The organism is Streptomyces sp. NBC_00669 (genome assembly GCF_036226785.1).
GTDB lineage: Bacteria > Actinomycetota > Actinomycetes > Streptomycetales > Streptomycetaceae > Actinacidiphila.
The window spans coordinates 5,088,582-5,113,725 of record NZ_CP109018.1; the positions used below are offsets into that span (position 1 = coordinate 5,088,582).

The window sequence follows — 25,144 nt, forward strand, 5'->3', positions numbered from 1 at the left end:
GGGCGGCAGCACCGCGCGGTCACCCCGGCGGTACCCGTGCGGCACCCCTGCGGCACATCTGCGCGAGAGTGCGACGTCTGCCCGAAAGCCACTCCAAGGAGTGATGCCTGGGCCATACGGCTGACTCCTCCCCGGCACCCAACTATGGTGCCCGAAAGGCGCACCCCGGGGGCATTGCGGCAAACAGCCGTACGGCATTGCGATGTCGGTGGGCGGTGCGACAGTGGGGAGAGGCCGTCACCGAGGCGGCCACCGCCAGCGCAGGGGGTGCCAGCCGATGGCCGGAGAAGCAGGTGAGGCCGCTGCGCGGGCACGTGCGGGCGCGGTGCTGAGGCTGCGCGGATCGGCGCTCGCCGTCGCCCTGCTGCCCGCGGCGGCCGCGGTGGTGCTGCACGCGGGCCGGGCCACCGGCCGGATCGACGGCCCGGCGTGGGACGGCGTGCGCTGGGGGCTGACCGGTGTCGCCCTGCTCGTGCTCGCGGTGGCCGCGGCCGTCGCCGCCGTGATCGTCCGCGCCGAGCCCGCGGTCAGCCCCACCGTCCCGGTCGCCGAGTCCGCCGCGCCCGACCTGTATCTGATGGTCCGGGACCTCGCCGACCGGCTCCAGGTGCCGCCGCCCTCGTCGATAGAGCTGACTCCCGACTGCGACAGCTGGTTGGAGGACCGCAGGCACAAGGCCGGCGGGACCGACGCCGAGCGGCGCCCGGGACCGGTCCTCGTGGTCGGCTCGCCCTTCATGTGGTGGATGCGGATCGCGGAGCTGCGCGCCCTGCTCGCGCCCGTCGTCGCCGGCACCGCCCCCTCGGCCGACCCGGAGATATCCGCGGCCCGCCGCTTCGTCCGCGGCCTGGACGCGGCGGCCGCCGTCGCCGCCCAGGGCAGTGCCCGCCCCGGCGGGCGGGGGGTGCTGGGCCGCCCGGTGTACGCCTTCCTCGGCTGGGTCGCTCGGCTGCTGCTGCGCGCCTGCCGGGTCCACGCGGCGGAGATGGAGCGCGGGGTCGCCGCCTCGGCCTCCGAGCGTGCCCAGGCGGTCGACTACGGACTGCGGATCGTCGCCCAGGAGCAGGTCGGGCTCGCCTACGCGGGCTGGGACCGGCTGCTCACCCGGGTCGCGCTGCCCGCCTGGCGGATCGGCCGCTGGCCGTCCCGGCTGCACGCGGGCGTGGTCGCCGCGCTCACCGAGCTGTCCCGGCGCGACCGGCTCGCCGACGGCTTCGAGACCCGGCTGGGCGAGCGCCCGGCCTGCGACCTGCTGGAGGAGCCGGGCACCGTCGACGAGGCGGTCTCCCTGCTGGCCGCGCGGATCTTCCACGGCGGCCCGGACCGGGCCAGGCCCGGCTGGGAACCGGTGGGCTGGGCCCGCTACCCCGCCGAGGTCGTGGACCGGCTCTGGCGCGAGGAGGCCGGCCGCCTGATACGGGTGATCGAGGAGATGCGGCCGTCCGTCGAACCCGCGGCCGCGGTCTCCTCCCCGGCCGCCGCCGGTCGCGCGCTGCTGGTCGGCGGGGAGGGCGAGGCGCCCTTCGGCGCGGTGACGCTGGAGCGGGTCATCGACCGGCTGGCCGTCGCCGGCGGGCAGCAGGGCGAGGAGGTCGCCGCCCGGCTGGAGGCGGCGCCGCCGCTCGGGCCGTACGCGGATGCGGCCGCCGCGTATCCGCTCGTGCCCCAGCGGACCGGGCGCGAGCTGCTGGTCGACCACGTGGTGGCGCTGGTCTGCTGCGCCGCCGTCGACACCGCGGGCGCCGGCGCCGGGCTCGACTGGCTCGACGGTCCCGCGCTGCGCATGCCCGGGGTCCGCCGCAGCGAGCTGACCGCGGCCGTGCTGCACCTGGTGGAAAGCGGTGACCCGGCTCCGCTGCGCGCCTGGGTCGGCGGCACCCCCATCCGCCCGGACAAGCCGCTGCGGCTGCCGTAGCGGGACCGCCCGGGGTTGCCTGGTCCGGCCTGCTCCCGGACCGGCCCTCGGTGGCGCGCCGGGGGAGTACCGCAAACCCCACCCCGCCGTACGGAACAACTTGAGAAGAGGGAAACTGTACGAAACGTGACTGTCAGGGTGCATTGTGTGATGTGCTGGGCGTGAGCAGACCGCACCGTTGCACCCGGCGGAGCGGGAAGTGGTTGGCGCGGGAAGTGGTTGGCGCGGGGAGGCGATCGGCGTGGGGGAAGTACGGCGATGGGAGTCGGGGGCGCTGGCGCATGGGGTCTCGGACCCGTTCGGACAGGGCCCGCTGCCCTGGCTGAGGGGCGAGCCGCAGTATCCGGGCGACGACGGCCAGGTGGTGCCGTGGTACGTGGACCTCGCCGCGAGCAACGGCAAGGCGCCGCGCAAACCGCACCTGCCGGGCCCGCGCACCGCGGACGACGTGCGCCGCCAGATCAAGGGCTTCGCCGCGGAGGCCGCCGCGGCACCCGGGCAGGCGATCGACTTCAGGATCACCGTGGACCCGCCCCAGGAGTTCACCGTCGACGTCTACCGGATCGGCCACTACGGCGGCGACGGCGCCGCCCAGGTCACCGCGAGCCCCCGGCTGTCCGGCATCGCGCAGCCCGCCCCGCTCGCGGCGGGCCGTACCGTCTCGTGCCACCACTGGTGGCAGTCCTGGCGGCTGCACATCCCGCCGTACTGGAAGACCGGCGCGTACGTCGCGGTGCTGACCACCGCGGACGGCTACCGCAGCCATGTGCCGTTCACCGTGCGGGATCTGGAGGCCCCGGCCGACCTGCTGCTCCTGCTGCCGGACATCACCTGGCAGGCGTACAACCTGTACCCGGAGGACGGCAGGACCGGCGCCAGCCTCTACCACGCCTGGGACCCCGAGGGCCGGCTGCTCGGCGAGGAGGAGGCGGCCACCACCGTCTCCTTCGACCGCCCCTACGCGGGCGCCGGCCTGCCCCTGCACATCGGGCACGCCTACGACTTCGTCCGGTACGCCGAGCGGTACGGCTACGACCTCGCGTACGCCGACGCCCGCGACCTGCACGCGGGCCGGATCGATCCGACCCGCTACCGGGCGCTGATCTTCCCCGGCCACGACGAGTACTGGTCCCGCCCGATGCGCCGGGCCGCCGAGGAGGCCCGCGCGGCCGGCACCTCGCTGGTCTTCCTCTCCGCGAACACCATGTACTGGCAGGTGGACCTGGCGCCGGCCGCCGACGGCGGCCCCGACCGGCTGCTGACCTGCCGCAAGCGCCGGGCCGAGGGCGGCCAGGGCGAGGCGGCGAAGGGCCGCACCGCGCTGTGGCGCGACCAGGGCGAGCCGGAGCAGCAGTTGATCGGCGTGCAGTACGCCGGGCGGGTGCCGCAGCCCGCGCCGCTGGTGGTGCGCAACGCCGACCACTGGCTGTGGGAGGCCACCGGCGCGACCGAGGGCACCGAGATCCCCGGACTGGTCGCGGGCGAGGCCGACCGCTACTTCCCGCGCACCCCGCTGCCGGACTCCACCGAGCGCATCCTGCTCGCCCACTCCCCGTACGAGGCGACCGACGGCCGGATGTGCCACCAGGAGACGTCGCTGTACCGCGCGCCCAGCGGGGCGTACGTCTTCGCCTCCGGCACCTTCGCCTGGTCGCCGGCGCTCGACCGGCCCGGCCACGTGGACCCGCGCGTGCAGCGGGCGACGGCGAACCTGCTGGACCGGATCTGCAAGCGGGACTGAGCAAGCGGAACTGGGCAAGCGGGACCGAGCGAACCGGAGCGCGCGGGGCCGGGGGCGGGCCCTTGCACGCCGCCACCTCCCGGGTAGGCGAGAATCGGAGTCGAGCCACCGACTGGGGAGGACCCACCCATGCCCGGATTCGTCGACAAGCCCGAGCCCGTCCAGGTGCCCGGCCTGACCCACCTGCACACCGGGAAGGTGCGGGACCTGTACCGGAACCACGCCGGCGAGCTGGTGATGGTGGCCAGTGACCGCATCTCCGCGTACGACTGGGTGCTGCCCACCCTCATCCCGGACAAGGGCAGGGTGCTGACCCGGCTGTCGCTGTGGTGGTTCGACCAGCTCGCGGACCTGGTGCCGAACCATGTGGTCTCCACCGAGGTGCCGGCCGGCGCGCCCGCCGACTGGGAGGGGCGCACCATGGTCTGCCGTGCGCTGCGGATGGTCCCGGTCGAGGCGGTGGCCCGCGGCTACCTGGCCGGCTCCGGCCTGGTCGAGTACGACCGCAGCCGTACCGTGTGCGGCGTCGCGCTGCCCGAGGGCCTGGTCGACGGCTCGGAGCTGCCCGCGCCGATCTTCACCCCGGCGACCAAGGCCGCGGTCGGCGAGCACGACGAGAACGTGTCGTACGAGGAGGTGGCCCGCCAGGTCGGCGCGGAGACCGCCGCGCTGCTGCGGCAGAACACGCTCGCGGTCTACACCCGGGCCTGTGACGTCGCCGCCGAGCGCGGGCTGATCCTGGCCGACACGAAGTTCGAGTTCGGCTACGACGACGCGGCCGCGGACCGGGAGGGCGGCGCGCCCTTGGTGCTCGCCGACGAGGTGCTCACCCCGGACTCCTCCCGCTTCTGGCCCGCTGACGGGTGGGAGCCCGGGCACGCACAGCCCTCGTACGACAAGCAGTTCATCCGCGACTGGCTCACCTCGTCCGCCTCCGGCTGGGACCGGCACAGCGAGCAGCCCCCGCCCGAGTTGCCTGCGGCCGTCGTCGACCACTCCCGCGCCCGCTACATCGAGGTGTACGAACGGCTGACCGGACTGCCCTGGGCGTAGCCACGGCGACCTGCGGCGCCCGCGCGGCCAGGGCTCCGCTTCGCCTCCGACCGCGCCGCCGGCACCAGTTGCCGGCACCGGCACCTGCACCGGCGGCGCGGCGGCCCCCTGTCGTTCGGCTTCTCGTGGGTCCCTGTTTCACCCCGCGGCGGGCAAAGCCGTGGAGAATCAGGCGGCGTAAGGACTCCTGCCACCCAACGTGGAGTGTCACTGTGCGCGCAAAGGTTCTTCTCGCCGGCCCGACCGTCCTGCTGACCGCCATGGCCTGCCTCGCCGGCGGGGGCACCGCCCAGGCCCAGGGCGGACCGGCGGACCGGCCCGGAAAGCCGGCGGCGGGCAACTGCTCCGCGGACGTCCGGATCAGCGGCTTCTCCGACGCCCTGGACAAGACGACCTTCGACGGCACCTTCGTCGGCAACCTCTCCGCGCTCGCGCCGGACGCGCACGGCACCCTGGACGCGCTCTCCGACCGGTCGTCGCTGTTCACGCTGAGCGGCCGCACGTTGGGCGACCTCGCCCCGGAGAAGGTCGTCCCGCTCGCCGACGAGAAGGGCCAGCCGCTCGACTCCGAGGCCCTGGCCGTCGACCGGGACGGCACCCGGCTGATCACCTCCGAGGTCGAGCCGACGATCCGGCGCTACAGCCGGGACGGATCGCAGATCCTCGGCAGCCTGCCGGTGCCCGACGCGCTGAAGGTCGCTCCTGCCGGGCGGGCCACCTCCAACCTCACCTTCGAGGGGCTGGCGTTCCAGCCGGGCGGCCGCACGCTGGTCGCGTCCATGGAGGGCGCGCTGTCCGGTGACAACCACGATCTCGTACGGTTCCAGACCTGGCAGCGCGGCGGAAACGGCCGGGACTTCACGCTCGGGCGGCAGTACGCCTACCACGTGGACACCGACGCCAACGGCACGCTCCTGGGGGTGTCCGACATCGCGGCCACCGGTGACGGCCGGCTGCTGGTGCTGGAGCGCGGGTTCACCGCGGGAGTCGGCAACACCATACGGCTCTACCTGGCCGACCCGGGCCGCGCCGGCGATGTCAGCCGCGTCACCGACCTGACCGGGCAGCGGAACGTCAAGGTCATGCCGAAGACCCTGCTCGCCGACATCGGCGACTGCCCCTCCCTCGGCGCCACCGCCAAGCAGCCCCAGCCGAACCCGCTGCTGGACAACATCGAGGGCATGGCCGTCACCGGGCACGCTCCCGGCGGCGCGCTGCGCCTGATGCTCGTCAGCGACGACAACCAGGGCGCCACGCAGACCACCCGGTTCTACGCGCTGACCGCACGGCTGCCCCGGCGCTGAGGGACCCGGCACGAGCCGCGGACCCGGCGCGCGCTGCGGACCCGACGCGCACCGCGGACACGGCGAAGGCCCCGGTCGAAGTGACCGGGGCCTTCCTCCTGCTGGAGCGGACGACGAGATTCGAACTCGCGACCCTCACCTTGGCAAGGTGATGCTCTACCAACTGAGCCACGTCCGCAGGGCGTGCCGATACTGTACCCGATACCCGGCGGTGCCGAGGAAAACGGGGTGGGCCGGCGGCCGGAGGGCAACGAAAAGCCCCAGACCGTCGGTCTGGGGCTTCTCTTCTGAGCGGACGACGAGATTCGAACTCGCGACCCTCACCTTGGCAAGGTGATGCTCTACCAACTGAGCCACGTCCGCATGCGCTGCGACCACTGTACCCGATCGGCCGCCAAGGGCCGAACGAGTTGGTGATCAGAGCGGGTGACAGGAATCGCACACTGCGCCTCCCCCCTGGAAGGGGGGCGCTCTACTACTGAGCTACACCCGCGTGACCTCCGCTGACCTGGGCTTTTCGGCCCCGTCCTGCGGTGTGCCCTCAGACTAGCGGACGACCGGGGGTGGCTGTCCAATCGACACCGGCCGGGCGGGGAGCGGGTGTTGGGAGAGCGGCGGCCGGAGCCGCCGCCCCACCCCGGTCCGCCGACGCACCACGCCCGGACCGCGGTCCACCGGACCGCTGCCGCGAACGCCGGCCGGCCGCCGACTCCCTGCTCAGTCCGCCTTGTTGAACGCCTCGTAGACCTTCTTCGGGATGCGGCCGCGGGCCGGCACCTCGAAGCCGTTGGACTGCGCCCAGGCGCGGACGGTCGCCGGGGTGGGCGCGATCGGGGTCCGCTTGTAGGCGTGCCCGGAAAGGGTGCGGCGGCGGCCGGCCTCCACGTAGGGAGCGAGTTCCTTGCGCAGCCTGTCCGCGTTCCTCGACGAGAGGTCGATCTCGTACCACTGGCCGTCGACGCCGAATGCGATCGTCTCCTCGGCGTCGCCGCCGTCGAGATCGTCGGCGAGGGTGACCAGTACGCGCTGCGCCATAGGGATCGGTCCTTTCTTGTGCCGGCTGCCTGCGTCGCGACGGGGCCGGGCCCACGCGGGGTCCGCGACCGGGGCGCCCGAGGGTGAATGAGGCGGTGGAGATACCCGTTGCTGCTGTTAATTCCCGCCGCATCCGCGCCGCAAGCCTCTTCGCTTCGGGGACCTTATGTTTTCCGCCGCGGCTTTACCCAGATATTCTGCCAGCTGATATCCAAACGTGATCGGCGATCTGCGGCGGATGTGGTGGTGCGGTATATCTACTCGCGTAGATTTCCTCACCCGGTAGGCTGAGAGAACCTCACGCACCACACCATCGGGAGTGCCAGTGGCACGCGTCGTAGTCGACGTCATGCTCAAGCCGGAGATCCTCGACCCCCAGGGCCAGGCCGTACAGCGTGCGCTGCCCCGGCTCGGCTTCGACGGGATCTCCGACGTCCGCCAGGGAAAGCGCTTTGAGCTGGAGGTCGACGGCCCCGTCGACGACGCAGCGCTCGCCCGTATTCGGGAGTTGGCGGAAACCTTTCTCGCCAACACCGTGATCGAGGACTTCAATGTAAAGGTGGAGTCGTGACTGCGCGCATCGGCGTCGTCACATTCCCGGGGACTCTTGACGACCGCGACACGCAGCGTGCCGTCCGGGTGGCCGGCGGGGAAGCGGTCCCGCTGTGGCACCGCGACAAGGACCTGAAGCAGGTCGACGCGGTGGTTCTGCCCGGCGGGTTCAGTTACGGCGACTATCTGCGGGCCGGGGCGATCTCCCGTTTCTCGCCGGTGATGGAGTCGATCATCGAGCAGGCGCGGGCCGGAATGCCGGTGCTGGGGATCTGCAACGGTTTCCAGGTGCTCACCGAGGCGCATCTGCTGCCCGGGGCGATGCTGCGCAACACCGAGCTGCACTTCGTCTGCCGCGACCAGAAGCTGCGGGTCGAGACCGGCGGCACCGCCTGGACCGCGGACTACGCGGCGGGCCAGGAGATCTCCATCCCGCTGAAGAACATCGACGGCCGCTACACCGCCGACGCGCGCGTGCTGGACGAGCTGGAGGCGGAGGGCCGGGTGGTCTTCCGCTACGCCACCGACGGCCCGGCCGCGGACGGCTACGGCAATCCGAACGGCTCGCTGCGCGACATCGCCGGGATCACCAACGCGGCGGGCAACGTGGTGGGCCTCATGCCGCACCCGGAGCACGCGGTCGAGTCGCTGATCGGCACCGGCCGTACCGACGGGCTCGGCTTCTTCACGTCGGTACTCAAGAAGTTGGTAAGCGCGTGACCCTCGATACGGTGAAGCACGCCGAGCAGACCCCTGACGTGGAGCTGCCGTGGAAGGCGCTCGGCCTCAAGGAGGACGAGTACCAGCGGGTCCGGGAGATCCTGGGCCGCCGCCCGACCGGGGCCGAGCTGGCGATGTACTCGGTGATGTGGTCGGAGCACTGCTCGTACAAGTCGAGCAAGGTGCACCTGAAGCAGTTCGGTGTGAAGGCCCCGAAGACCGACGCGCTGCTCGTCGGCATCGGGGAGAACGCCGGCGTGGTCGACGTCGGCGAGGGCTACGCGGTCACCTTCAAGGTCGAGTCGCACAACCACCCCTCGTACGTGGAGCCCTATCAGGGCGCGGCCACCGGGGTCGGCGGCATCGTGCGCGACATCATCGCGATGGGCGCGCGGCCGGTCGCCGTGGTCGACCCGCTGCGGATGGGCGCGGCCGACCACCCCGACACCAAGCGGGTGCTGCCCGGCGTGGTCGCCGGCATCGGCGGCTACGGCAACTGCCTCGGCCTGCCGAACATCGGCGGCGAACTGGTCTTCGACGCCTGCTACCAGGGCAACCCGCTGGTCAACGCGGGCGCGATCGGCGTGATGCGGCACGAGGACATCCACCTCGCCAAGGCGTCCGGCGCCGGCAACAAGGTCATCCTCTACGGGGCCAGGACCGGCGGCGACGGCATCGGCGGCGCCTCGATCCTCGCCTCGGAGACGTTCGACGCCACCAAGCCGAGCAAGCGGCCCGCGGTGCAGGTCGGCGATCCGTTCCAGGAGAAGCTGCTGATCGAGTGCACGCTCGAGGCGTTCGCCGAGAAGCTGGTGGTCGGCATCCAGGACCTGGGGGCGGCGGGCCTGTCCTGCGCCACCAGCGAGCTGGCCTCCAACGGCTCCGGCGGCATGCGCGTCGAGCTGGACGACGTACCGCTGCGCGACTCCACGCTCTCGCCCGAGGAGATCCTCATGAGCGAGTCGCAGGAGCGGATGTGCGCGGTGGTGGAGCCCGCGAAGGTGGAGCGGTTCCTGGCCATCTGCGAGAAGTGGGACGTCATCGCCACCGTCGTCGGCGAGGTCACCGACGGGGACCGGCTGGAGATCTTCTGGCACGGCGAGAAGATCGTCGACGTGGACCCGCGCACCGTCGCGCACGAGGGCCCGACGTACGAGCGCCCCTACGCGCGGCCGGCCTGGCAGGACGCCCTGCAGGCCGACGACGCGGGCGCGCTGGCCCGCCCGGCCGGCGGCGACGAGCTGCGCGCGCAGGCGCTGCGGGTGCTCTCCTCGCCGAACGTGGCGTCGAAGGCATGGGTCACCGACCAGTACGACCGGTTCGTGCAGGGCAACACCGTGCTGGCCCAGCCCGAGGACGCGGGCATGATCCGGGTCAACGAGGAGACCGGGCTCGGTGTCGCCATCGCCACCGACGGCAACGGCCGCTACACGAAGCTCGACCCGTACACCGGCGCGCAGCTCGCGCTCGCGGAGGCGTACCGGAACGTGGCGGCGACCGGCGCGAAGCCGCTGGCGATCTCGGACTGCCTGAACTTCGGGTCGCCCGAGGACCCGGACGTGATGTGGCAGTTCGTGGAGGCGATCCGCGGGCTGGCCGACGGCTGCCTCCAGCTCGGCACGCCGGTGACCGGCGGCAACGTCTCGCTCTACAACCAGACCGGTGAGGCGGCCATCCACCCCACCCCGGTCGTCGCCGTGCTCGGCGTGATCGACGACGTGGCGCGCCGCACCCCGATGGCCTTCACCGACGAGGGCCACCTGCTCTACCTGCTCGGGGAGACCCGGGAGGAGTTCGGCGGGTCGGTCTGGTCGCAGGTCGTGCACGACCACCTCGGCGGGCTGCCGCCGGCGGTGGACCTGGAGCGGGAGCGGCTGCTCGGCGAGATCCTGATCTCCGCGTCGCGCGACGGCATGGTCGACGCCGCGCACGACCTGTCCGACGGCGGGCTGCTCGCCGCGGTCACCGAGTCCTGCCTGCGCGGCGGGCACGGCGCCCGGCTGGTCGTTCCGGACGGCCTGTCCGCGTTCACCTTCCTGCTCTCGGAGTCGGCCGGGCGCGCGCTCGTCGCCGTTCCCCGCTCGGAGGAGCTGCGCTTCACCGACATGTGCGGTGCGCGGGGTCTGCCCGCGACCCGGGTCGGTGTGGTCGACGGTGAATCCCTGGAGGTCCAGGGCGAGTTCACGATCCCGCTGGCGGAACTGTCGCAGGCTCACCACTCGGCGATCCCGGGGCTGCTGTCCTGACCGACCGTCACTTGCGGTGCAGGGGCGCCCACGCCGGTACTTCGGCGGGGGCGCCCTTGTCGTGTCGGCTGCTGCCGGCCGGTGGCAGTCGTGGCGGAGGCGGTCGTGGCGGCGGCAGTGGTGGCGGCGGTGGGTTCCGCGCGAACCGGAATCAACCGGCGCTCGCCTGAGGGCAGTTCGTCGCGGAGCGTGCGCGCGTACCGACCTTCCGCTGTCACAGAACCGGTACAAGAACGGCGTTGCGGCTTCAACTCCGCCCGGCTTACGGTGAGTAAGGCTCTTGTGGCGTGCGGGTGCACCGTGATGAGGGGGGACACATGAAGTTCGACATGGGTGCCACGACCCTGGCAGACCTGACCAAGAAGACCACCGGTTCCAGTGAGGACCTCGGCGTACTGATCAAGCAGCTGGTGGCTGCCGCCGATCCGCTGGAGGGCAAGTTCAACGGCGCGGGCAAGGCGGCCTTCGACTCGTTCAAGTCCCGCGCCGACAGCATCACCAGTGACCTGAACGGTTCGCTGCGCGCCATTCTCGGCGGACAGACCGGCATGGACCGTTCGTTCGGAACCGGCGACGAGGAGCAGGCGTCCAACGCGCATCAGAACATGGGCTCCGCGAACTTCGAGGCCGCCCGTTTCGGGGCGCGCTGACCGGACCCGCGCGCGAACGCGGGCACGTCGAGGAGGGGGAACACGACGATGGGAAGTTCCAGCGACCGCAGGTCGTACGACACGGACGCGTCCAGCGAGGTGCAGGGCGGCCTTCAGGGGATCATCAGCCGCCTGGAGCAGGTGCTGACCGAGCGCGACCAGGCGGTCAAGGCGGCGATGGCGGACTTCACGGCTGATGGGGTGTCAGCCGAGTACCACGGCAAGGAAGTTCGCTGGAACCGGGCGGCGGGCGAGGTGCGGGACATCATCCGGCTCGTGCGGACCACCCTTGAACAGAACGACGGTACGGCGCAGTCGACGGCCGCGCGGGCGAAGGCAGCGGTGGACGGGATCGGTTGACGGGACTGGTTGCCGGGTTCGGTTGCCGGCGGCGGTAGGCGGGATCGGTTGACGGGTTCGGTTGCCGGCGGCGGTAGGCGGCGAGGGCTGGCCAGGGCAGTTGATCGGGTCGGCGGACGGGGCCTGCTGACGGGGCCGGAGGCGGGAGCGTCGGCTCGGGTCGGCAGTCGGGGCCGGTCCGCGGGCCGGGCGTGCCGTGCGGCGGCGTCCGGAGGCACAGGGGGGAACTGATGGCGAAGTGGGACATCACGCCTTCGGGCGTCCAGAGCGTGCTGAACAAGGTGATCAAGGCCGCGGACGGGCTGAACGACGCCTCGACCGGCCTGGAGAGCGGTATCACCGGCGCCGCCGCGGCTGCCGGGACCATCAAGGCGGGTGACTACGAGAACGGGTACGCCGTTCTCAAGCCGGGCCAGTACGGGCCGCCGATGCCGGGCGCGGAGGGCCTGGTGGCCGCGGCGCTCGGCCAGTTCATCCAGGCCCACGAGAAGCAGCTCGCCTACATCGCCCAGCGCACCACCAACTCCCTCACCGGCGCGCGCGACGCGACCAACGAGTACGTCAAGGGCGACCTGGCGATGGCCGCGAAGGCGCAGCAGGAGGCACTCAAGGAACCGGTGATCCACATGCCGGGCGACGGCGGGGGCAAGGGGGACGCGAAGTGACGGCGGCACCCATCAACCCGGCGGAGATACCGCAGTTCACCGGCAGCCTCGTCCAACTCGAAGTGGAGATCGAGGACCTCAAGACCAACGCCGGGTTATGGCGGTCCTCGGGCTCCGACGTGGACACCCAGTTCCAGGGTCTGTCCGCGTTCTACAAGGCGCCCGAGGCCGACCAGTTGTTCGCCACCACCGCGCCGGTGGCCGCGAAGTCCGATGACTTCGCCACCCAGTTGGAGTCGGTGACCTCGGCGCTGGACGCGTACTCCACGGAAATCGGCCCGCTCACGGTCAAGTTGGCCCAACTCAAGCACCAGGCAACGGAGTTCGCGGCGAGCGTCGCCGGCGACCACCACTGGACCAACGACAGCAAGAAGGTCTCCCACAACAACGACCTGCGGCACGACGTGGACGTGACCGTGGCCGCGTTCTGGGCGGCCGAAGTGGCCTGCGCCAACAAGATCACCGCGCTGTTCGGCGGCACCCACTACATCCAGGACGACGGCAGCCACGCGCAGAACATGTACGGCATCGGGGCCAACGACCTGGACCACGCCTCGGAACTGCCGTGGGGCGACCACGTGGACCGCACGTACCGCTGGTACAACCCCAAGAAGTACGGCCACTGGGTGAAGTCGTTCGTCTGGGACGGCTTCATGGTCGACGGTGTGTGGGGCACGATCAAGGGCCTCGGCACGCTGGTGGGCACCGGCGGCTGGCACTCGATGGCCGAGGCGTGGACGAACCTGGCGAAGCTGGCCACCGGGCTGACGATCATGTCCTTCTCGCCCGCGCTCGCCCCGATCTTCCTCGCCACCCCCGGCAAGTACATGCCCAAGTGGGTGCGCGAGTCGCGCGACGCGGTGAAGAACACCGGCAAGGCGCTGGTCGCGTGGGACGAGTGGAAGAAGAACCCGGCCCGCGCGGCCGGTGCGGTCACCTTCAACGTGCTCACCGTCATCGCCTCCGACGGCGCGGGCAGCGCGGCGAAGACCGGCGCCGCGGCCAAGACGCTGTCGGTGGCGGCGAAGGCCGGGCGGATCGTCGACCCGATGACGTACATCGGCAAGGCGGGCACCTACGCGGTCGTCAAGGTCAGCGACCTGTTCAAGGGTGTCGGCGACGTGGACAAGATCACGCTGCCGCCGGACGTGGTCGAACTGCCGGACGGGACCGTGGCGATCCCCGTCAGCCCGGAAGGGCTCGCCGACGGGGTGCACGTGCCGGACGGGGTGCATGTTCCCGAGGGGGCGCACGCGCCGGTTGCGGGTGCGCCCGAGCACGCGATAGCCGATCCGACGAACCCGGCCGTGCACCTCCACCCGGACGGTGAACTCACCCGGCCCGACGGGAGTCAGGTTCCTCCGCCGCACGAGCCGAGTGCCGCCGAACGGGCGGCGGGGCACTCCGTGGAGCCGCCGGACGAGCCCCTCGCGTCCGGGGCGCCGCACGGCGCGAGTGGCCCGGACCGGCCGCCCGTCCTCGTGGGCGCCGGCGCCCACCCCGCGGCCGAGGCCGCCGCGCACGCCCCCGAGCCGCCCCCGGTCCGCCTCACCAGCGACGCCCCCGCCCCCCATTTCCCCGACGGCACCCCGCCCCCGCCGGAGCCCCACCTCCCGGGCGACGGCCCCCTCCCCCACGACCCATCGACCCAGGCAGCCCACGACCCGTCAGGCGGGACCACGCCCACCGTGCACGCACCGGGCGCCGGGCACCCGGGCCTCGATCGCCCCGAAACCGGCGGGCCGGGACGGGACATGCCGGGCACCGCCGCCGAGCGAACTCCGGCCGGGCTGGCGGGACATGAGCCGGGCGCCGGGGTGCCGCACGGCCCGGCGCACGAGCTGCCCCACGAGCCGCCGGGTGGACCGCACGACCCGTCCGGCCCGGCGACACCCGGCCACGACGACCTCCCACGCGACCCCAGCGCCGAGCCAGAGCCGGTCAGGGAGCACGACGGTGAACCCTCGCACCAGCCGAGCGAATCCACCGACCCGAAGATCGTCGCGGAACAGGTGCGGCGCGCCAACACGGACCCGGAATACTTCAGCAAGTACTACAGGAAAGACGGAATTCGCAAGAGCGTATACAGTATGGATGAATCGGGATTTGTCCCGCCTCACCTTGTCAAGGGGCATGTGAACGGCGACTGGATGGCGGAGAAAACCGCTCCTCGACCCATGAAGCCGGACTACCTCGATGACGGCCCCACGCGCTACCGGTTGCCCGACGAGAACGGCCACGTTCCACAGGGTGCGAATTACCGGCCGAGTTCCGTTCACGAGGCGACTCAACACGTTCTGGACGGCGCGGCTCAACGACGTTACGACGCGATCCAGGCGGACACGCCCAAGCACGGCCCCTTGGAGAAGTTGAAGCACATCATCAAGGGCCCACATGTTCCCGCCGACGTCCAAAGGTTCGAGGATGCCAGCGCGGTCCACGCCCCGCTCCACACGGAAATGACCAGGGCCAGTGAGGCGTACGGTGAGACGGTGGCCGCCGAACACGCGATCCCTGAGCTCTATCCCGGCAGCGAACGGATGGAGTTGGACGGACCGGCGAACGGGAACGACCAGTTCGACCAGGTCTGGCGCCGCCCCGACGGCGGCTATGTGGTGGTCGAAGCGAAGAGCAGCCTGACGACCGACTTGGGCAGCCGTAGGCTGCCCAGTGGCGAAAGAGTGTCGCAGGGCACGAGGAGATATTTCGACGACATCCTCAGAAAGATGCGCGAACGTGGGGAGGAGTCCAGCGATCCCGCGTTGGCCAGGGATTTGAGGAAGGCTCTGGAAGAAGGAAAACTGGACTACATCGTCGTCAAGGGAAACCCGATGGTAACGGAAGTGGAGCCTGGTGTTTTGAGGGCCTCGCACGGTGGATATGATACGCAGAGGTTCGACATCTCGGCTGGAAGAGTGAACTGATGATCGAAATTCCAAGGCATCGCAGTCGTGGTCCGCGAAGTGAGAATTACGCGCGGCTCATGGTGGATTCCGTGCGGGATGAAATCGAATACATGGAGCACTCGCCGATTAATTTTGGCGGTGCGATGAACACTGTTGAGCTGAATTTCAACGCCCAGTGTCTGCTGGACCCGCCTGGAGGCGGCATCGATACGTGGGAGGCTGCCGTTTGGGCGATGCAGGTCCACTCGGCTGTTTTTGAGTCTGCGACCGCTTCGGGTGAGAGCGTGGAGTGCCGGATCGGTGAGAAGGTCCGCCGCCTTCCGGTTTCGGGTCCTAGTTCCGCCGCCAGTGCCGCAGGTTGGGTGAGTGCGTTCTGGTACGCGGTCATCTGCCGTGAGCAGGAGCGAATGACGCGGTTGTGCGAGGTTCCGATCGAGTTGTTGCGTGAGTCGGAGCGGATCGGTGAGTTCGAGATCGACGAGTACGCCTACCACTGGGTGGACGCGCTTCAGCGCTACTGGCTGCGTCGGCCCGGCTTCGTGGAAACCCTGACCGAGGCGATCGATTTGTCGCATCCGGACGTCGCGACCGTCGCGGACCCTGAGGCGCTCAACAAGCTTCTCTACCAGCCGATCAACCTGTTCTACCGGTTCGTCACGCACAATGTGGACGGCTTCAACGACGCATTGGTGGATGCGCTGGAAGCACACAAGTCGTACTGGACCGCCGACGAGGACCGTGCGAAGAGTACGTCGGGGAACGTGCCGATCGGCGTCCTCGCCGTCGCGTGCCTCGCCTACGACGGCGAGATCCCGATCCGCGTGAGGTCCGACTACCTCCCCATCAAGCTCCTCGACCGCGCCTGGGTGGGGGAGTTCCCGACCGTGTAGGCGAGACGGACGCGGGCGGGACCGATCCCGCGGATGCCCTCGACGGGTGGGTCGGCCATCGATCAGACTTGCTGTAATCGGGTGACTTCGAGGCGTTGGACGGAAGAGGATGGCCGCGCAGGACTATGACAGTCAGTTGCTCGAATCGGTCTCCGTGCGGCGGAGGCGGATGCGGGACGCGCTGCTGTTCGGGGTGCTGCGGGCGCGGCGGACGGCGGACGAGCGGGTGGGGAAGGCGGTCGCGGGGCTGGTGATCGCCGCCGTGCTGTGTGCGGGCTGCGTCGGCTGGTCGTTCGTCTCGCACCGTCTGATCGGCCACCTCGGGACCACCACGCCGGCGCCGACCTCGACGGCGCCGGCGGTGCCGAGCGCGACCGGCACCCCGTCCGTCGCCCCGTCCGCCACGGTGCCGTCGCCGTGACGGATGTCCGTCCGAGCCACAACTGCCCCCCGAGCCAGGAGAGTTGCGAGCAGACCGATGCCGACGGGACACGCAATGACCGCTGACGGTGCCGACGGCGCCGGGATATCCGTGCGGAAGGCCGCCGGCCCGGGTCCGCGGGGCGGCAGGCTGAGCCGGGTCAGCCTGGTGGGAGCCCGGCGCCGGATGGACCTGGTGCTGCCGTCCGACGAACCGGTGGGCCGGCTGCTGCCGGACATCATCGAGATGCTGGACGACCGGGTCGCCACGCAACCGATGCTCCGTCAACTCGTCACCTCCGACGGCTCGGTGGTGCCCCACGACGGCACCCTGCGCGACGCCGGGGTGATGGACGGCACGGTGCTGCGGCTGGTCCGGGTGCAGGACGTGCCCTCGGCGCCGGTGGTGCACGACGTGACGGACGAGGTCGCCGAGGACCTTGACGTACGCGCCTGGCGGTGGAGCCCGCAGGCGCGCCGGATCACGGCGGGGGCCGCCCTCGTCGGCTGGCTGCTGGTCGGCGGTCTGCTGGCCCGGGTGTCCTACGCGCCGTCCGCCGTGGCCGCCACCCTGCTGGCCCTCGGCGCCGTGCTGGCCGTGGCGGGCGCGGTGGCCGGGCGCGCGGGGCGGCGCGGGGCGGCCACGGCGTTGATCACCGCGGCCGGACCGCTGGCGGCGCTCGGCGCGTGGACGCTGGGCGACGCGGAGGGCTGGAGCGCGGCCGGCAGCTTCGCCGGGGTCGCGGTCATGGTCTTCGCCGCGCTGCTGCTGCTCGGCGCGTTCACCCCGCTCGGCCGTGCGGGAGTGCTCGGCGCGGTGATGGTCGGGGTGGTCGCCGCCGTGGCGGAGGCCGCCGCTGCCGCACAGCACGGCGCGGGCACCGCACCGCGGCAGGCGCACACCGGCGCCGTGCTCGCGGTGGTCTGCGTGGTGCTGCTCGGTGTGCTGCCGCGGCTGGCGCTGTCCTCGGCCGGTCTGACCGCGCTGGACGACGAGCGGGCCGACGGTGCCTCGGTCAGCCGGCACCGGGTGGCGTCGGCGCTCGACGCCGCCCACCGCGGGCTGGTGCTGGCCACGGCGGTGGTCGGTGGCGGCGCGGCCGTAGCGGCCGTACTCGCGCTGCGGACGCCCACGGTCTGGACGGTGCCGCTGGCGGTGATCACCGCGCTGGTGCTGGCGCTGCGCTCGCGGGCCTATCCCCTGGTGACCGAGGTGGTCCTGCTGCTGCTGGCCGCCGCGGCCGTCGCCGTGCGCGGCGCGGTGCTGTGGTCGGACCGGTCCGGCGCCGCGGGCGCGCTCGCGGGGTGCGCGGTACTCGGGGCCTTCCCGCTGGTGCTGCTGGTGGTGGAGCCGCCCGAGCACGTCCGGGTCCGCTTCAGGCGGCTGGCGGACACCGCGGAGGCGGCCGGCGTCATCGCGCTGTTCCCCCTGCTGGTCGGGGTGTTCGGGGTGTACGGGCACCTGCTGGACACGTTCGCGTAGGTCTTCGCGCGGTTCACGGAGGAGGTAGTTCGGTGGCGTCGCAGGACGACTGGCAGGCAGGCGTGCTCAACGACCTGGTCGCACAGGGGGTGCCCGACGGGCGGGGCGGTCCCCCCGGCTCCGCCGCGCCCAGCTCACCCGCGCCCGCCTCACCCGCGCCCGCCTCACCCGCGCCACCGGCAGGACCCGCGGGAGCCGTGGCACCGGCAGGAGCCGTGGCACCCGCAGGACCCCCGACCCCGTCCACGCCACCCTCCGCACCGCCCGCCCCGCGCGCCCCCGCCCCCGGCCCGTCGTCCGCCCGGGCACCCGCGCCGGCCGCCTCGCGCCCGCCCGGCCCCACCGCACCCACCGCACCCACCCCGCCCTCCGCCGCCCCCGAGCCCACACCGGTCCCCGGCGCAGCCACCCGCCCGGCCCGCCGGCCCCTGCACGGCGACCCGCCGCTGCGCAGGGTCCTGCGCACCCTTCGGACCGTGCTCGGCTCGTCGGCGGCCCGCGGGGTCGCCGACGCCACCGCGACCGCCGAGCAGGTCCAGCAGCCGGTGACCACCGGCCGCCAGATCGTCGTCACCAGCATCCGCGGCGGCGCCGGCAAGACCACCGTGGCCGCGCTGCTCAGCCGTACCTTCGTGCACTACCGGCACGACCCGGTGCTCGCCATGGAGGCCGACTCGGCCCTCGGCACCCTCCCGACCCGGCTCGGCGCCACCTCGGTGCGCTGGACCTGCGCCGACGTGGCGGGTCTGGTCACCCCATCCATGCGGCTGACCGACATCACCGGCTACCTGGTCGCCCTGGACGACCGCGGCTGGCTGCTGCCCGGCAGCCGCGGCGACATCGGCGCCCCCGTGGACATCCCCACCTACCGCACCGTGGTGATGGCGCTGCGCCGCTTCTTCGCGGTGACGGTGGTGGACTGCGAGACGCTGCCCGGCGAGGTGGCGCGTACGGCCCTGGTCACCGCGCACGCGTGCGTACTGGTCGCGCCGGCCACGGTGGAGGGCGTCGCGTCGACCGCCACGGTGCTGGCCTGGATGTCGTCGCTGCCCAAGCAGGTGCTGCGCGGCACCGTGGTCGCGCTGACCTGCTCGGCACCCGACCAGGTGCTCGATGTCCGGCGCGCGGAGCGGGAGTTGCGCGAGGCGGGCGTGGAGGTGGTGGTGATCCCGTACGACCGGCACCTCGCCGCGGGGGGCGTGATCTCCGCGCCCCTGCTCGGCGCGGAGACCCGGGTCGCCGCCACCCGGCTGGCCGGGATCGCGCTCGACCGCGCGGTGGGCCGGGGCGCCGGCGGCGAACCGGCGGGCCGCCGGACACCGGTGGAGCAGCGCGGGCAGGCCCGGACCGAGGACCGCCGGCCGTGACGCAACGGATCGTGCACCGGCCCGCACGCACGTCGAGCCCCCTCCTGCGTGACGTCCCCCGGGTCGTGGAGGCGCCGCCGAACCTGCCCGAGGGCAAGGCCGGCAGCCCCGCCACCGCGCTGCTGCCGCTGGCCGGCGTGGTCAGCTCGGTGGTGATGATGACCGTCATCCGCAACAGCCAGTTCGCGGCGATCGGTGCCATCGTCCTGGTGCTCGCCGTGTGCGGCGCGCTGGCGCTGTTCCTGTCCCAGCGCGGCAAGGCGCAGCGCACCCGGCGCACCCAGCGCGAGCGGTACCTGGAGTATCTGGAGGAGCTGCGCGAGGAGTTGGGCGCGGCGGAACGACGGGTACGGGACCGGGCGCGGGTGCTCGACCCGCCGCCGGACGCGCTGTACGACATCGTGCGCGACCCGGCGCGCGCCTGGGAACGCCGCCGGCTGGACCGGGACTTCCTCCAGGTGCGGATCGGCACCGGCAACGTGCCGGTACGCGAGCTGGTGCTCGGCAAGGGCGGCTCGGGCGTGCTGACGCCGCCCGACCGGTTCATGCTCAACGAGGCCGGGGCGCTGCTCGCCCGGTTCTCCCGGGTGGCCGACTTCCCGCTGACGGTGCCGCTGGACCGGGCCGGGAACGTCAGCATCGTCGGGGACCGCGAGGACGTGCTGCGGGTGGCGCGGGCCCTGCTGGTCCAGACGGCGGCGCTGCACGCGCCCGACGACGTGGGGATCGCGCTGTCGGTGCCCGGCGGCCGGCTGCCGGAGTGGGAGTGGGCGAAATGGCTGCCGCACGTCCTGGAACCGGACGAGGAGGACGGCCCGGTGCCCGCCCGCCGGATCGCGCCCTCTCCCGAGCAGCTCGCCAAGGTGCTCCGGCGCGACCTGGTCCGGCGCGCCTCCTACACCGCCGAGCTGCGCCGCGGCCTGTCCGACCAGGACGCGCTGCGGCGCACCGCCCGGCTGCTGGTGTTCAGCGACGAGTACGGCGGTCCGGCGGTCGAACTGCCGCGCCCCGACATGGCGGTGGCGCTGCGGGACATGGGCGTCACCGTGGTGCACCTGCTGGCCGAGCACCTGCACGAGCCGGACGAGGTGACCGTACGGATCACCGTGGACGGTGACCACCTGTCCGTACGGGACCTGCGCGCGCCGGGCGGCGACGGGCCGGGGGCGGAGAGCGCGGCCTCGGCGGCCGTGCCGGGTACGGGGAACGCGGGCGGTACGGGCGGCGCGGGTGGATCGGCCGGCGGGCGCGCGGAGGAGGCCGGCGGCGCGGTCGAAGGGACGGCCGACCCGGTGACCGTCGCCGGCGCCGAAGGCATCGCCAGGCTGCTCGCACCGCTGCGGCTGTCGGAGGAGTCCGTCGACGACGGCACGCCGATCTCCGGAGCGGTGGACTTCCCCGCACTGCTCGGCGTGGCAGACCCGGCCGCCCTCGACCTGGCGCGGATGTGGGCGCCACGCGGTGAACGGGACTTCCTGCGGGTGCCGATCGGCCTGGACGACCGGCATCGCCCGGTGCTGCTGGACCTGAAGGAGTCCTCCCAACTCGGCATGGGACCACACGGGTTGTGCGTCGGCGCGACCGGCTCCGGGAAGAGCGAGCTGCTGCGCACCCTGGTCCTGGCGCTCGCCGCCAACCATCCGCCGCAGGACCTGGCCCTGGTCCTGGTGGACTACAAGGGAGGCGCCACCTTCGCGCCGTTCGCCGAACTCCCGCACGTCGCAGGGGTGATCACCAACCTGGAGAACCAGGCCGGCCTGGTCGAGCGGGTCCACACCAGCCTGGCCGGCGAGGTCAAACGCCGCCAGCAGGTGCTGAAGGACGCCGGCAACGTGGCGGACATCGGCCGCTACGCCGCGCTGCGGGCCGAACGCCCCGAGCTGGAACTCGAACCGCTGCCCCACCTGTTCGTGGTCATCGACGAGTTCGGCGAACTCCTCACCGAGAAGCCCGACTTCATCGACCTGTTCCTGTCGATCGGCCGGATCGGCCGGTCCATCGGGGTGCACCTGCTGCTGTCCAGCCAGCGCATCGAGGGCGGCAAGCTGCGCGGGCTGGAGACCTACCTGTCCTACCGGCTGGGGCTGCGGACGTTCTCCGCGGACGAGTCGCGCACCGTGCTGGACACCCCGGACGCCTTCCTGCTGCCGTCGCTGCCCGGCTTCGGCTACCTCAAGGTGGACACCTCCACCTACCGCCGGTTCAAGGCGGGTTACGTCTCCGGCGCGCACCGCCGTACGGCCGTCGCCGACGCGGCCGAGGAGCAGCCGCTGGCGTACCGCTACCCGACGTACAACGTCTCCGCGGCACTGGGCGGGCCGCTGCGCGGCGACGACGCGGAAGGGGCACCGGACCAGGAGCAGGACCGTGCGGCCGCGACCGCGCTGGACAGCGGCCCGACCGTACTGTCGGTGATGGTGGACCAGTTGCGGGAGGCCGGCACCCCCGGGCGGCGCATCTGGCTGCCGCCGCTGCCCGCGGCGGTCGCCCTGGACGCCGTCGCCGGCCCGGTGGAGGTGACCGGGGACGGGATGCGGCTGACCCGGCCGGCCGGAGCGATGCGGGTGCCGCTGGGCCTGCTGGACGATCCGGCCCGGCAGCGGCGCGGGCCATGGGTGCACGACCTGACCGTCGCCGGCGGGCACACCGCGGTGGTGGGCGGCCCGCAGTCCGGCAAGACCACGCTGCTGCGCACCCTGGTGCTCTCCCTGGCGCTCACCCACACCCCCCGCGACGTGGCCGTCTACTGCCTCGACCTGGCCGGCGGCGGCCTGTCGGCGCTGACCGGCCTGCCGCACGTCGGCGGGGTGGCCGGCCGGTCGGACCCCGAGCGCTGCGCCCGCACGGTCGCCGAGGTCCGCGGCATGCTCGCCGCCCGCGAGCAGCTCTTCCGCCGGCAGGGCATCGACTCCGTGGACCAGCTGCGCCACCTGCGCTCGGCCGGCGGACTGCCCGAACTCCCCAGCACCGAGGTGGTGTTGGTGATCGACGGATACGGCACCCTGCGCGAGGAGTTCGACGCCCTGGACGACGGGGTGGCCGACCTGCTGAAGCGCGGCGGCGGCTACGGCATCCACGTGGTGGCCGGCATGCTCCGCTGGAACGACGTGCGGATCGCCAACCAGTCGCTCTTCGGCAGCCGGGTGGAGCTACGGCTGGGCGACGCCACGGATTCCGCGATCGACCGGCGGCTCGCGCAGACCCTCGGCGCCGGTGACGCCGGCCGGGCCCTGACCGACGGCCGGCTGTTCGCGCAGGTGGCGCTCCCGCGCATCGACGGGCGCGCCACCGCGGAGGCCCTGGCCGCCGCACTCGGCGACGCCACCGCCACCATCCGCGCCACCTGGCACGGTGAACCGGCGCCCGCGGTAAGGGTGTTGCCCGCCAGGCTGCCCGCCGCGAAGCTGCCCTCGGCCGCCTCAGAACCCGCGGCGATCCCCCTCGGCGTCGATCAGGACGCCCTCGCCCCGGTGCTGCTCGGCCTGTTCGAGCGCGACCAGCACCTGGTCGTCCTCGGCGACGACGAATGCGGCAAGACCAACCTGCTGGCCCTGGTCGCCGCCCAGTTGATCGAGCGGTACTCCGACGACGAGCTGGTCTTCGCGGTGTTCGACCCGCGCCGCGGCCTGCGCACCGCGGTTCCCGAGCCGTACCGGGGCGGCTACGCGTACAACGTCCGCCTCTCGACGGGCCTGGCGGCCGGCATCGCGACCGAACTCGACAAGCGGCTGCCCGACGAGGCCGCTCAGGACGCGCTGCACCCGCTCGGCGACGGGCCCGGCTTCGACGGTCCGCGCATCGTGCTGCTCATCGACGACTACGACATCCTCACCGCCGCCGGCCAGCAGCCGCTGGCGCCGTTCCTGCCGTACCTGCCGATCGCGCAGGACATCGGCCTGCACGTGGTGCTCACCCGCCGGGTCGCGGGCGCCTCCCGCGCGCTGTACGACCCGTTCCTGACCGCGCTGCGGGAGACCGGCGCGACCGCGCTGGTGATGGCCGGCGACCGCGCGGAGGGCCAGCTCTTCCCGGGCGTGTACGCCTCCGCGCAGCCGCCCGGCCGCGGCCTGCTGGTGCGCCGCGGACGCGCCCCGCAGCTCGTCCAGACCGCCCTGGCCGAGCAGGAGGCACCGTGACCAAGGACATCGTCGTCCTGACCCCGAAGATGCCGGACGCCTTGCGGCTGCTGGCGAGCCTGTACGCGGGCGGCCCCGACCAGTACATGACCGGTGACGCCGAGGGAGCCGTGATCCAGCTGACCGGGCCCGACGGCCGGCCGCTGGTCTCCGTGGAGGCGCCGGTACTGGTGCAGGTGGCCGGAGAGGTCGAGCGGCTGCTCGGGGCGAAGGCGGCTCGCCGGGCCGGGCTGACCGGTGCGCGCCGGGGCCGGCCGGTGTGGTGGACCGAGGTGCGTGCGTCCACCGCCGTGCCGGACGCGGCGGCCCTGGCCGGCTCCGTCGCGGGCCGGCTGGCGCTGCTGCTGGACGGGGTGTGCCATCCGGCCGGGGCCGTACGGTCGTTGGGCGTGGTGCGGGTCGGCTCGCGGCCACCGGCGCGGGTCGGTCCCGGCGACGGTCCCGGCGAGGGCGAGGGCGAGGGCGAGGGCGAGGGCGGGGGCGGCGCGGCCACGGTCGGCGGGAGCGCCGGCGACGGCGCTGACGTCGGCGCGGAGGTGTCCGCGGCGGCCGCGCCACCGGGCGCGCTGCCCGCGGTGGACGTGGCCACCGCCACCACCGCCGTCGTCATCGGGGACCGGCCGCTGGTCTCCTTGTCGGCGTGGCTGTCCGACGTCCTGCGGGCCTGCGCCGAGACCGACCGCGCCCTGCAGATCGTGACCCCGCCGGGCACCCGGATGAGCATGCTCACCCGGTTCGCGCTCACCGGCGCACCCAGCCGCTGGGTGGTGGGCGACTCCTCGGGCTACTACGACGGCCTGTCCGGCGCCGAGCTGCACTGGAAGGACGGCACCTTCGCCGCCGTCCCCACCCCGGAGGGCACCGGGCGGCTCGCGGACGCGTTCCGTCCCGCCGGGCCGACCGCCGACCGGCAGCTGAGCCTGTCCTTCCACACCGTCCACCCGCCCGAGGAGGACCTGCTGCTCGGCGGCGCCGTGGAAGCCGCCTGGCAGGCGCTGACCGGCGCGCCGCCGACCGGATGGGGCACCGCGGAGCCGGTCAACCTGCCTTGGTCGCGGCGCCAGTTGACCGACCTGGCCCGCGGTCGAGCGCCCAGGCCCACCTTCCTCGCCGTGGTCGGGCGGCCCGAGCGCCCGGCGGTCGCGTCGGTCCGGGTGACCCGGGTCGGAGGCGGCGTCGAGCAGGATGTGACGCTCGTCCTCGGCTACGGTCCCGGCGACGCCCTCCCGCTGGACCGCATCGCGTCCCTGGCCGGCACCCTCGTGGCCGAGCACGGACTGGTCACCATGCTCGCCGCCGTCCGCCCGGCCACGCGCGACCTGACGGTGCCCGCGGTCTTCGAGGCCCCGCCGGTACCGGTGTCCTTCACCCTCGGCGCGGCCGGCGTCGCCGACGTCACCCTCACCCGCGCCCGCCGGCCCCCACTGGAGATCGAACCGCTCCAACTGGGCTCCTCCGTGGCCCCCGCCCTGCACTACCCGCTCGGCGACGGCACCGACGCCGAGGCATGGCAGTCCCTGCGCGTCCTCACCGAGCACCTCGCCGTCGCCGCTCCGTAGCGGCGCCGGACCCGGCTGTTACCGTCGTGCGCCTGGGAGGTCGGTTGCCGTGGGGGAGCGACCCGGGCGGGCCGATCCCCCGCGCGGCGCGCTCGCCCTCGACCGCGAACACGACAGCGACTCCTTCGGCTACGGGGCCGCC

At 72.9% G+C, this 25,144-nt stretch carries 18 protein-coding genes and 3 tRNA genes; 17 read left to right on the plus strand and 4 right to left on the minus strand.

Annotation, left to right across the window (positions count from 1 at the left end):
• Positions 1-277: 277 nt before the first annotated feature.
• From OG896_RS21305 to OG896_RS21320, 4 genes are all read left to right on the plus strand, one after another.
• Positions 278-1,915, plus strand: a complete 1,638-nt coding sequence (locus tag OG896_RS21305) for a hypothetical protein (RefSeq protein WP_329367682.1) — start codon at positions 278-280, stop codon at positions 1,913-1,915.
• 241 nt (positions 1,916-2,156) lie between these two features.
• A complete protein-coding gene (locus OG896_RS21310; RefSeq protein ID WP_402449060.1) occupies positions 2,157-3,656 on the plus strand; it encodes a N,N-dimethylformamidase beta subunit family domain-containing protein in 1,500 nt (499 codons plus the stop codon).
• A gap of 129 nt (positions 3,657-3,785) precedes the next feature.
• Entirely contained in the window at positions 3,786-4,709 is a 924-nt protein-coding gene (locus OG896_RS21315; protein WP_329367683.1) for a phosphoribosylaminoimidazolesuccinocarboxamide synthase, read from the plus strand.
• A 212-nt stretch (positions 4,710-4,921) separates the two neighbouring features.
• Complete coding sequence (locus OG896_RS21320; RefSeq protein WP_329367685.1) at positions 4,922-6,013, plus strand: esterase-like activity of phytase family protein; 1,092 nt, start codon at positions 4,922-4,924, stop codon at positions 6,011-6,013.
• Positions 6,014-6,115: 102 nt separating this feature from the next.
• On the opposite strand, the gene OG896_RS21325 is transcribed toward OG896_RS21320, so the two are convergent.
• The 4 genes from OG896_RS21325 to OG896_RS21340 all read right to left on the minus strand — a co-directional run bounded on the left by OG896_RS21325 (position 6,116) and on the right by OG896_RS21340 (position 7,048).
• A tRNA-Gly gene (locus OG896_RS21325) sits at positions 6,116-6,191 on the minus strand.
• A gap of 112 nt (positions 6,192-6,303) precedes the next feature.
• A tRNA-Gly gene (locus OG896_RS21330) sits at positions 6,304-6,376 on the minus strand.
• 58 nt (positions 6,377-6,434) lie between these two features.
• Positions 6,435-6,506 (minus strand) — tRNA-Gly (locus tag OG896_RS21335).
• Positions 6,507-6,730: 224 nt separating this feature from the next.
• Complete coding sequence (locus tag OG896_RS21340) at positions 6,731-7,048, minus strand: histone-like nucleoid-structuring protein Lsr2 (protein ID WP_328465770.1); 318 nt, start codon at positions 7,046-7,048, stop codon at positions 6,731-6,733.
• A 319-nt stretch (positions 7,049-7,367) separates the two neighbouring features.
• On the opposite strand from OG896_RS21340, the gene purS reads away from it, so the two are divergent.
• The 13 genes from purS (at position 7,368) to OG896_RS21405 (ending at position 25,002) form a co-directional block, all read left to right on the plus strand.
• Positions 7,368-7,619, plus strand: coding sequence for a phosphoribosylformylglycinamidine synthase subunit PurS (purS, locus tag OG896_RS21345; protein ID WP_328465768.1), 252 nt, complete (start codon positions 7,368-7,370; stop codon positions 7,617-7,619).
• The gene (gene purQ, locus OG896_RS21350) at positions 7,616-8,320 is read left to right on the plus strand and encodes a phosphoribosylformylglycinamidine synthase subunit PurQ (protein WP_328465766.1); all 705 of its coding nucleotides are present in this window, start codon (positions 7,616-7,618) and stop codon (positions 8,318-8,320) included. Before purS ends, purQ begins: the two co-directional genes overlap by 4 nt.
• Complete coding sequence (gene purL, locus OG896_RS21355) at positions 8,317-10,566, plus strand: phosphoribosylformylglycinamidine synthase subunit PurL (protein WP_329367689.1); 2,250 nt, start codon at positions 8,317-8,319, stop codon at positions 10,564-10,566. The genes purQ and purL overlap by 4 nt, the downstream gene beginning before the upstream one ends.
• Positions 10,567-10,883: 317 nt before the next feature.
• On the plus strand, positions 10,884-11,216 hold the full coding sequence (locus tag OG896_RS21360; RefSeq protein WP_329367691.1) for a hypothetical protein: 333 nt from the start codon (positions 10,884-10,886) through the stop codon (positions 11,214-11,216).
• A 48-nt stretch (positions 11,217-11,264) separates the two neighbouring features.
• Positions 11,265-11,576: a pore-forming ESAT-6 family protein gene (locus OG896_RS21365; protein ID WP_328465760.1), complete on the plus strand. Its 312-nt coding sequence runs from the start codon at positions 11,265-11,267 to the stop codon at positions 11,574-11,576.
• Between the two features lie 230 nt (positions 11,577-11,806).
• A complete protein-coding gene (locus tag OG896_RS21370) occupies positions 11,807-12,241 on the plus strand; it encodes a DUF6507 family protein (protein WP_329367692.1) in 435 nt (144 codons plus the stop codon).
• Positions 12,238-15,165 (plus strand): hypothetical protein, encoded by a 2,928-nt coding sequence (locus OG896_RS21375; RefSeq protein WP_329367694.1) that lies wholly within the window; start codon positions 12,238-12,240, stop codon positions 15,163-15,165. The genes OG896_RS21370 and OG896_RS21375 overlap by 4 nt, the downstream gene beginning before the upstream one ends.
• A 59-nt stretch (positions 15,166-15,224) precedes the next feature.
• Complete coding sequence (locus OG896_RS21380; RefSeq protein WP_329367696.1) at positions 15,225-16,037, plus strand: immunity 49 family protein; 813 nt, start codon at positions 15,225-15,227, stop codon at positions 16,035-16,037.
• 109 nt (positions 16,038-16,146) lie between these two features.
• Positions 16,147-16,458 carry a hypothetical protein gene (locus OG896_RS21385; protein ID WP_329367698.1) on the plus strand — a complete coding sequence of 104 codons (312 nt, stop codon included), beginning with the start codon at positions 16,147-16,149 and terminating at the stop codon, positions 16,456-16,458.
• Between the two features lie 75 nt (positions 16,459-16,533).
• On the plus strand, positions 16,534-17,940 hold the full coding sequence (gene eccD, locus OG896_RS21390; RefSeq protein ID WP_329367700.1) for a type VII secretion integral membrane protein EccD: 1,407 nt from the start codon (positions 16,534-16,536) through the stop codon (positions 17,938-17,940).
• Between the two features lie 32 nt (positions 17,941-17,972).
• On the plus strand, positions 17,973-19,307 hold the full coding sequence (locus tag OG896_RS21395) for a hypothetical protein (protein WP_329367702.1): 1,335 nt from the start codon (positions 17,973-17,975) through the stop codon (positions 19,305-19,307).
• Entirely contained in the window at positions 19,304-23,443 is a 4,140-nt protein-coding gene (eccCb, locus tag OG896_RS21400; protein WP_329367704.1) for a type VII secretion protein EccCb, read from the plus strand. Before OG896_RS21395 ends, eccCb begins: the two co-directional genes overlap by 4 nt.
• Complete coding sequence (locus tag OG896_RS21405) at positions 23,440-25,002, plus strand: DUF6177 family protein (RefSeq protein ID WP_329367705.1); 1,563 nt, start codon at positions 23,440-23,442, stop codon at positions 25,000-25,002. The genes eccCb and OG896_RS21405 overlap by 4 nt, the downstream gene beginning before the upstream one ends.
• The last annotated feature ends 142 nt before the right edge of the window (positions 25,003-25,144 follow it).